At 65.6% G+C, this 9,007-nt stretch carries 9 protein-coding genes; 2 read left to right on the top strand and 7 right to left on the bottom strand.

What is annotated here, in order from left to right; genetic code table 11:
• Positions 1–531: GNAT family N-acetyltransferase (locus VF497_RS14880; protein ID WP_330890093.1), on the top strand; the 531-nt coding region annotated here is incomplete at its 5' end.
• A gap of 20 nt (positions 532–551) precedes the next feature.
• Here the strand turns inward: VF497_RS14880 and VF497_RS14875 are convergent.
• The 4 genes from VF497_RS14875 to VF497_RS14860 form a co-directional block, all read right to left on the bottom strand.
• Positions 552–2,624 carry a M13 family metallopeptidase gene (locus tag VF497_RS14875; protein ID WP_330890092.1) on the bottom strand — a complete coding sequence of 691 codons (2,073 nt, stop codon included), beginning with the start codon at positions 2,622–2,624 and terminating at the stop codon, positions 552–554.
• Positions 2,625–2,711: 87 nt separating this feature from the next.
• Entirely contained in the window at positions 2,712–4,019 is a 1,308-nt protein-coding gene (locus VF497_RS14870) for a metal-dependent hydrolase family protein (protein WP_330890089.1), read from the bottom strand.
• 42 nt (positions 4,020–4,061) lie between these two features.
• On the bottom strand, positions 4,062–4,766 hold the full coding sequence (locus VF497_RS14865; RefSeq protein ID WP_330890087.1) for a murein L,D-transpeptidase family protein: 705 nt from the start codon (positions 4,764–4,766) through the stop codon (positions 4,062–4,064).
• Positions 4,767–4,843: 77 nt separating this feature from the next.
• Positions 4,844–5,650 carry a helix-turn-helix domain-containing protein gene (locus VF497_RS14860; protein ID WP_330890085.1) on the bottom strand — a complete coding sequence of 269 codons (807 nt, stop codon included), beginning with the start codon at positions 5,648–5,650 and terminating at the stop codon, positions 4,844–4,846.
• 84 nt (positions 5,651–5,734) lie between these two features.
• Here VF497_RS14860 and VF497_RS14855 point away from each other — a divergent pair, with 84 nt between their 5' ends.
• On the top strand, positions 5,735–6,244 hold the full coding sequence (locus VF497_RS14855; protein ID WP_330890083.1) for a DUF3224 domain-containing protein: 510 nt from the start codon (positions 5,735–5,737) through the stop codon (positions 6,242–6,244).
• Between the two features lie 104 nt (positions 6,245–6,348).
• Here the strand turns inward: VF497_RS14855 and VF497_RS14850 are convergent, their stop codons facing one another.
• From VF497_RS14850 to VF497_RS14840, 3 genes are all read right to left on the bottom strand, one after another.
• Entirely contained in the window at positions 6,349–7,698 is a 1,350-nt protein-coding gene (locus VF497_RS14850; RefSeq protein WP_330890080.1) for a glutamate-1-semialdehyde 2,1-aminomutase, read from the bottom strand.
• A 74-nt stretch (positions 7,699–7,772) separates the two neighbouring features.
• A complete protein-coding gene (locus VF497_RS14845) occupies positions 7,773–8,483 on the bottom strand; it encodes an MtnX-like HAD-IB family phosphatase (protein WP_330890078.1) in 711 nt (236 codons plus the stop codon).
• A gap of 164 nt (positions 8,484–8,647) precedes the next feature.
• On the bottom strand, positions 8,648–9,007 hold a 360-nt coding region (locus VF497_RS14840), incomplete at its 5' end, for an HRDC domain-containing protein (RefSeq protein WP_330890075.1).

Below are 9,007 nucleotides of genomic sequence, written 5' to 3'. Positions count from 1 at the left end.
GCCGGCGATTCGGGCGAGCTGCTGACGACGCGCGACGGCACGCCGCTGGTGTTGCGCTCGATCCGGCCAGACGACGTCGAGGCGTTGCAGCGTTTCTTCCATCGCCTCAGCCCCGAGGAAGTGCGCTTGCGCTTCCTGCATCCGCTCAACGAACTGCCCGACGCGTTCGCGCACCAGCTCTGCGAGCTTGATCCCGCGCTCGCATTCGCCTGGGTGCTGGCGACGCCGGACGATCCCGCGTATCCGGACTCGCCGGTCGAAATCCACGCCGTCGCGCGCGCACACTTCGATCCGGTGCTCGCCCACGCCGAATTCGCGATCGTCGTCGAAGGCCGCTTCGCGCGCCAAGGCTTCGGTACCCTGCTCATGCAGCGCGTGATCACCTCGGCTCGGAAGCTCGGCGCGATCGAACTGTGGAGCGACGTGCTGCTCGAGAACAGCGCGATGCTCGACCTCTGCGCGAAGCTCGGCTTCGAGCGCGGCATGTCGCTCAACAATCCGGGCGTCGTGCGCGTCAGCCTCGCGTTGTAGCGCACGACCGTCCCGCGCGGTCACCAGATACGCACGCGATCCGCTTCGGCGCGATACATCGCCTGCCCCGGCTTCACGCCGAACGCCTCGTGGAATTCACCGATGTTGGCTAGCGGGCCGTTGACGCGCCACTTCGGCGGGGCGTGCACGTCGCTGAGCAGGCCCTGGCGCAGCGCTTCGTCGCGCTGCTGGAAGATCCACGACAGTGCATAGCCGAGGAAGAAGCGCTGCACCGGCGTGTAGCCTGCAATCTTCTCACCACGCTTGTATTGCTCGGTCTTCTTGAACGCGTCGAGGCCGATGAGGATGCCGCCGTAGTCGGCGATGTTCTCGCCGAGGCTGGCCTTGCCGTTGATGTGCAGGCCGGGCAACGGCTCGTAGGCGTCGAACTGCTTGACCATGACCTGCGCACGCTCGTTGAACTTGCGCGCGTCGTCGGCCGTCCACCAGTCGGCGAGATTGCCCTTGGCGTCGAACTGGCGGCCTTCGTCGTCAAAGCCGTGGGTGATCTCGTGGCCGATCGTCGAAGCGGCGGCGTAGCCGTAGATGACCGCGTCGTCGATGTCGCCGTCCTTGAAGCCCGGAATCGCGAACTGCGCGGCCGGTAGCACGATCTCGTTGTTCGACGGGTTGTAGTAGGCGTTGTAGGTCTGCGGGGTCATGCCCCATTCGGTGCGATCGACCGGCTTGCCGAACTTCGACAGCATGTCGTTCCATCCCCAGCGACGCGCGTTCATCACGTTTTCCGCATACGACGCGCGGCCGACGATCAGGGCGGAATAGTCCTTCCATTTGTCCGGATAGCCGACTTTCTTCACCACCGCGGTGAGCTTCTCGCGTGCCTTCGCCTTGGTCGCCGCGCTCATCCAGTCGAGTTTGTCGATACGCTCGCCATAGCTGCTGCGGATGGCTTCGACCGCCGCGTTGTAACGCTGCTTGGTGTTGTCCGGAAAATATTCGGCGACGAAGATGCGACCGAGGATCATGCCCATCGCGCGGTTCTCGGCGTCGAGCGTGCGCTTCCAGCGCGGACGCTGTTCCTTCTGCCCGCGCAGCACCTTGCCGTAGAAACTGAAGCTCTCGTCGTCGATCGCCTTGTTCAACGCGCCCGCATAGGAGTCGACGAGTTGCACGCGCAGGTAGTCGCGCAACACGGGCGTGGGCGTGTCCTTGAGTTGCGCCTGCAGGCCGGCGAAGAATTCCGGCTGGCCGACGATCAGGTACGGCGCATCGAGCTTCCAGCCGTGCAGGCGTTCGGTCCAGGCGATCGCCGGAGTATACTTTTGCGTGAACTCGGCCGGCGCCATCTTGTTGTAGTTCTTTTCCGGATCGCGCAGGTCCTCGAGCTTGCGCGAAACCTTGGCCAGCGCGGTCTCGAACGCCATCACCTTCTGCGCTTGCGCGGCGGCGGACTTCGCATCCGCACCGAGCAGCTTGAGCACGTTGGCCAGATGCACAACGTAGGCCGCGCGCGCCTTGGCCACGCCGGCCTCGGTGTTGAAGTAGTAGTCGCGCTCGGGCAGGCCGAGGCCGCCCTGCACCGCGTGCACGGCCATGACCTCGCTCGCCTTCTCGTCCTGGAACACGCCGAAGTCGAAGAACGCGCCGACGCCGAGCGGCTGCAGCGCAAAGGCGACGTCGAGTGCGGAGGCGGCGTCCGTCACTGCGTCGATCTGCGCGAGTTGCGCTTTGAGCGGCGCGAGGCCGTTGCGCTCGGCGAGGGCTTCGTCCATCGCCGTCGCCCAGAAGTCGCCGATCTTCTGCGCATCGCTGCCGGCCGCAGCATCCTTCTGCGCGGCCGCATCCTCGCTGATCTTGCGCAGCTTGGCGTAGAGCTCGTCCTGCACGGCGCGACCGATGCCCCAGTTCGCCTCCGAGGCCGGAATCGGATGCGCCTTGAGCCAGGCACCGTTCGCGTAGGTGAAGAAATCGTCGCCTGGGTTGACCGAAGCGTCGACGTTGGCCGCGACGACGTCGGCCTTGCTCGTCGCGGCGGTGTCCGCAAACGCGTTGGAGGCGCCCATGCCGAGCACTCCCACGGCAATCGCAGCGGCGAGCGACAGCCGGCGCAGCGAGACGGCAACAAGTTTCATCGCAATTCCCCAAGGCGAATGGAGCGCCGATGCTAGCGCGCGGGCGCGATCGCGCGCCCCTGCCTCAAGTCACGACTCGATTGCGCCCTACTCTGCTGCAGCCGTCGTCGGCCGGCCCTGCGCGCGATAGACCACACCGCCCTTCATCACGAAATCGACCTTGCGCAGCAGCGCGGGATCGGCGAGCGGATCACCACCGACGGCGACGAGATCGGCGTAGCGGCCCGGCTGCAGCGAACCGATGCGGTCGCTCGCACCGATCAGGTCGGCGGCGTTGCGCGTCGCGGCGAGAATCGCGTTCTGCGCACTCATGCCGTTGCCGACCAGCAGCGCGAATTCCTCGCTGTGGTCGCCCTCGCCTATGTCGGTGCCGTAGGCGATCTTCACTCCCGACTTCAGCGCCAGCGGCAGATTCTTCCTCGGCAGCAGATCGTTGGCGAGTTCCTTCTGCGCGGTACCCGGCGGCAGCAATTCGGGATGTTCCTGAGCGACCTTGTAGAACACGTCGTAGACGGTCAGCGTCGGCACGAGGTAGGTGCCCTTCTCCTTCATCAGCGCGAACGTCTGCGCGGTCGCGAACGAGCCGTGCTCGACCGAATCGACGCCAGCGCGCACCGCGTTTTCGATCGCGCCGGCCGGATAGATATGCGCGGCTACCTTCATGCCGAGCGCGTGCGCGGTGTCGACGGCGGCGCGGATCTCGTCGTTGGTCATCGTCTGCGCGCGCGGATCGTCGCCGGTCGAAGCGATGCCGCCCGACGGCATCAGCTTGATCAGGTCGGCACCGCGGCGCTTGTGCTCGCGCACGCGCAGGCGCGCCTGCTCGGGCGAATCGATCAGGCCGTTGTCCCAGCCGGTGTGCGCGAGTTTCGGATCGAGGCCGTTGCGCGGATCGCCATGACCGCCGCTCGGACCGAGCGCTTCGAGCGCGACCCACAGGCGCGGCCCCGGCGTCTTGCCCGCGTTGATCGCCTCGCGCAGCGCAACGCTCTCGTCGCCACCGCCGGCATCGCGCGCGCTGGTGAAACCCTGCTGCAGCATCTGCCGCGCAAACAGCGCCGCATCGAAGGCGCGGTCGATATCGGAATGGGTCAGCCAGTCCTCGATCGCGTTCGTGCGGCTCGGCAGCTTCGCCGACACATGCACATGGCAGTCGATGAAACCCGGCAGCACGGTCGCCTTCGACAGATCGACCACTTCCGCGCCGGCGGGCTGCTTGAAGCCGGATTCGATCGTCGCGATGCGATCGTCGTGGATCAGGATCGACACCTCGTGCCGTGGCGCGCCGCCGCTGCCGTCGATCAGCATGCCGGCGTGGACAACGATGTCCTTAGCCACCGCCAGCGGACTCAGGGCGAGAAGCAGTGCGGCGGCGAGACAGGTGCGACGGATCATGATTATCCCTTTAGGACTGCGTGTGAAACGAGGGTCGCCACTCTAGCGAGTGACTGCGGCTGATACGATGCGATAGCGGCCGTCGCGCACCGATACGCGCGGCGGCACGCGTTCGCGTTCGAACAAGGCGTAGGCTGGCGCGAGTTCCTGCCAGAACGCTTGCCAGGGCGAATCTGCGCTCGCGGCAAGCGCCGCATCGGTTGGGCGGAATGGAAAGACATGCACGTCGAAGGCGCCCTGCCCCGCACGCAGCGTCGCAGCGGCCAGCGTGTAGATTTCCTCGATGCCCGCATCGCCCATCGCGTAACAGCCGATCGACACGCAATCACCATGCACCATCAGCGCGCTGCCGGTGCGGCCATGCGCGCGGTCGTATTCGTTCGGGTAACCGAGGTTGAAGGCGAGGTGGTATCGGCTCAGCGGATTGAGTTGCCGCGGCGCAACCGAATAGAAACCTTCCGGCGCCTGGTTGTCGCCCTCGCGCTGCTTCGGGCCGAGCTCGCCGGAGAATTTGCACACCGGGTATTTTCGGAAAAGGATGAATTTCCCGTCGTCGCCGCGCAGCCACAATTCGAGTTCCCCCTCGCGCTTGAAGATACGCATGAAGACCGGTACGCCGTAGTGCAGATGTTTTTCCGCAAGGTCGCGTTCGAGCGCAGGCCGCACGCGCGCTTCCGCTTCGCGCGCACGCGCGGAGTCGGGAAAGGAGTTGACTGAATCCGCGGCAAGCACGGATGGAATCATCATCGATGCGGGCCATGCCGACAAGGCGCAAGCCGACACCAGCGATGCGCAAGCATGCAAGTACGCCTTGATGTATCGCGTCATGCGCGCGGCTTCGCCTTCGCGTACTCGAGCGGCGTGCGCCCGACGATCTTCTTGAAATCGCGGATCAGATGCGCCTGATCGGCGTAGCCGAGATCGAGCGCCAACGCGGCCCAGTCGCAGGCCGCGCCCGCGTCGATGCGCGCCACCGCTTCGTGCAGGCGATAGCGCTGGATCAGCCACTTGGGGCTGGCGCCGACATAGTCGCGGAACAACCGCTGCAGGGTGCGCGGGGTCAGGCCGGATTGCGTCGCCACCTGCTCGATGCGCGTGATGTCGCGATCGCTCGCAATGCGTTCGGCAATGCCGGCGACGAGGTCGACCGCGGGATCGTCGCGCAGGCCGAGGTCGCGCAGGAAGGATTCGTAAATCGCGACGGCAGCATGGTGGCCCCCGGCGGCGAGCACGTCCCGACCGAGATGGCGTGCGCGTTCGCCGAATATTTCGTGCACTGGCAGCACGCGATTGGCGTAGGCACTGACCGCCCCGTCGACGAGCGGGCGGAAGCCGCCGACGCGGAACTTGATCGCGAAAACGCGGCCACGGCCCGGAGCGAACCGGCGCGTCCAGCGCCGCGTCGCCGGACCACCTATCGTCGCCTCGTCGTTCTCGGCAACGAGATGCACGACCGGATGCGGCAGCGTCTCGCGCACGCAGGGCTCGTCGAGTGCCCAGTCGATGGCCCAGTAGTGTTCGACGAATTGCGCCAGATCGGGCGAGGGCCAATAGCGTGCGTGGCTGAACCCCCTGGCGTCGAGTTGCGCGTGCAGTACGCCGCGCGAAGTGGTCGGTTTGCTTCTCGCCATGTCGCGTTTTTTCAATCCCGTGAGATGTGGCCCCGCTAGCATTTCTTTCGAAGCGGCGGTTCACGCCGTGACCGAGGAACCAGCATGCGCATCCCGACCGTTTCCCTGTTCGCACTGGCCTTGCTGGCGGCCCCGATCCAAACGAGCATGAGCCATCCCGACGGCGGCCGTGCCGTCACCGACAAAGGAACCACGATGAAACATCATGCCAAAGGCGCGTTCGATGTGAAGCTGCAGCCGCTCGAAGCGTACAACAAGAACGCGGACGCAGGGCTCGGCCGCATGTCCATCGACAAGCAGTTTCACGGCGAGCTGGACGCGACGAGCCAGGGCGAGATGCTGCACGCCGGCAGCGCCAAAGGCTCGGGTGGCTATGTCGCGGTCGAGCGCGTGACCGGCACGCTCGGCGGCAAGCGCGGCAGCTTCGCGCTGCAGCACAACGCGACGATGACGAACGGCGCGCCCTATCTCAACATCATCGTCGTTCCGGGCTCGGGCACCGGCGAACTCGTTGGACTCGACGGCACGATGAAGATCATCATCGAGGCTGGCGGCAAGCATTTTTACGAATTCGACTACACGCTGGCGCAGTAAGCCCCTCTCCCGTCGGGAAAGGGGTTGGGGTGAGGGTCAGGGCGTCCATTGACGTTACCGGACCCTCATCCGGCCCTTCGGGCCACCTTCTAGAAGGTAAAGACTCAGACCGCGCGCGCCAGCTCCGCCGCCACTTCCTTCGCCGCCGCGAGCGTCTTCGCCACGTCTTCGTGCGTGTGCGCCGTCGAGACGAACAGGTTCTCGTAAGCTCCCGGATGGAACAACACGCCGCGCGCGAGCATGCCTTTCCACCAGACATCGAAAATCTTCTGGTCGGCGTGACGCTCGGCATCACGGTAGTTGTGGATCGGCGCCTTTGCGAACCACACCTGCATCAGTGGGCCGATGCCGACGACGTAGGCCGGCAGGCCCGCGTCCTTGAGCACTTTTTCCAGGCCGAAGCGCAACTCGTCGGATACCGCGTCGAGCTTCGTATACAACCCCGGCGTCTTGAGTTCGTCGAGCGCTGCGTTCGCGGCGGAGATCGCGATGCCGTTCGCGCTATAGGTGCCGGCCATCGACACCGTGCCGTTGGCAACCAGTGCCATGATGTCGGCGCGACCACCCATCGCCGCGACCGGGAATCCGCCGCCGATGCCCTTGGCGAAGACGGACAGATCCGGCTTGATGCCGAGGCGGCCTTGCGCTCCGGCGAGGCCGAGGCGGAAGCCGGTGATGACCTCGTCGAAGATCAGCACGATGCCGTGCTTCAGCGTCAGCTCGCGCATCGCTTCGAGATAGCCGGGCTGCGGCAGGATGCAGCCGGTGTTGCACATGACCGGCTCGGTCAGCACCGCGGCGATGCTGTCGCCTTCGCGCGCGATCGTGTCGGCCAGCGCCTGCGCGTCGTTCCACGGCAGGATGATCAGGTTTTCCTCGACGCCCTTCGGCATACCCGGGCCCTGCGCCACCGGAATTGGGCGGTTGTCGGGACCGGCCTTGGCGATGTTCGGATGCTTGCTCCAGTACACGCCGTCGGAGAAGCCGTGGTACATGCCTTCGAAGCGGATGATCTTGTTGCGCTTGGTGAACGCGCGCGCGAGGCGCGTCGCGTAGAGCACGGCCTCGGTGCCGGTGTTGCACAGGCGCACCATGTCCACGCTCGGAATCGCGTCGACGACTTTCTGCGCGAGGCGCGCTTCGTCTTCGGTCGGCAACGCGAACACGGTGCCGCGCTGCTGGATGAAATCGACCACGGCCTGGGTGATGCGCGGCGGGCGATGGCCGAAGATCATCGGACCGAGGCCGAGCAGATAGTCGATGTATTCGTTGCCGTCGACATCGCGCAGGCGCGAACCCTCACCCTTGTCGACGAACAGCGGATACGGATTCCAGCCGGACCAGGTCGCGCGCGCGGTGCTGTTGACGCCGCCCGGGATGAGCTTGCACGCGGCGTCGAACAGCCTGGCGCTGCCGCTCGTGTCGAGGCCGGCAATGAGTTGGGGATTGGACATGGGGTTACCTTGGATGAGATGTTTTTCTTTGCTCGTCATTCCGGCAGGGATGACATCGCACTTGGACGGGAAGTTTAGGCCGAAACCACTTTCGGCAACGGAACCGCCGTCGCGCGCGCCGCGCCGACCAATTTCCCCGAAACCAGCGCAGGCAGCAACGCGAGCGCTTCGGCGAAGTCCTTGATCGGCGCATGCGGAATCTTCTTCGCGCGGCAATGGTCGACGAGCTTGCCCTTGGCGAAGACGAAATCCGCCGCTTCGGCGACACAGTAGTCCGAGGCACCGTCGCCGACCATCAGCACGCGCCCCTGCGGACCTTGCGCGCGCGCGGCCGCGGTGCATTTGCAGGTACCGCTCTTCGCACGACACATCGGGCTCGCATTCGGAAAACCCAGCCGCCATTCGCGCTCTGCGACTTCTTCGAGGCGGTTCGCGGTGACGGACAGATAGTCGAAATCGTAGTGCTTGAGAATGAAATGGATCGCATAGTCGAGGCCGTCGCTGAGGATCTCGATCGGCATGCGGTGCTCTTTCGCCCAGGCGACAAACGCAGCGAAGCCCGGATCGATCGCGCGCTCGGTCAGGTGCTTGTCGAGTTCGGTGCGGCTCATGTCGAGCAGGGCGACCTGTCCGGCCATGCATTCGCGCGAACCGATGCGGCCGGCCTTCCAGTCGTCTTCGAGCTTTTCCCAGCCCGGCTTGCCGAAGCGTTCGAGCAGGGTATCGGTGGTGTCCTCGACGGAAATCGTGCCGTCGAAGTCGCAGAGCAGGGTCCAGTCGGACACGGAGTAACCTCGGGGATACAAGAATCGGGAGCGCTTTTTGAATTATGCAAGTCCGCGCCAGCCGGGCATTTTAGTGCCGGCAGCCTGTGCGCGGAAGCCGCGGCACTAGAAACCGGCCATTTTCTACAGCGGGCATTAAGGTTTTCTGCGCGCGGCAGGAAGGCTCAGATGCCGTTGCGCACCGTGTCGAGGAACGCGCCGCCGTAGCGTTCGAGCTTGGCTGCGCCGACGCCGCTGATCTCGCCGAGTTCATCGACGTTGCGCGGCCGCGCGCGCAGCATCTCGAGCAGGGTCGCATCGTGGAAGATCACATAGGCCGGCACGCCCTGCTCGCGGGCGAGGCGCGCGCGCGTCGCGCGCAGCGCATCCCACAGCGGCGCCTCGTGCGGGGCGATGTCGAGGCTCTGGCGCGCGCGTTCGCCGCGTGCGGTCTTGCGCGAGGCGCGGCGTTCGTCCTTGCTCGCCGGCTTGCGCAGGGACACGGGAGTCGCGCCGCGCAACACGCCACGGCTAGCCTCGGTCAG

It is taken from the genome of Rudaea sp. (genome assembly GCF_036383415.1).
Taxonomy (GTDB): Bacteria; Pseudomonadota; Gammaproteobacteria; order Xanthomonadales; family Rhodanobacteraceae; genus Rudaea.
The sequence above is the reverse complement of the archived record's forward strand: the minus strand, read 5'-3'. Positions and strand labels throughout refer to the sequence as shown.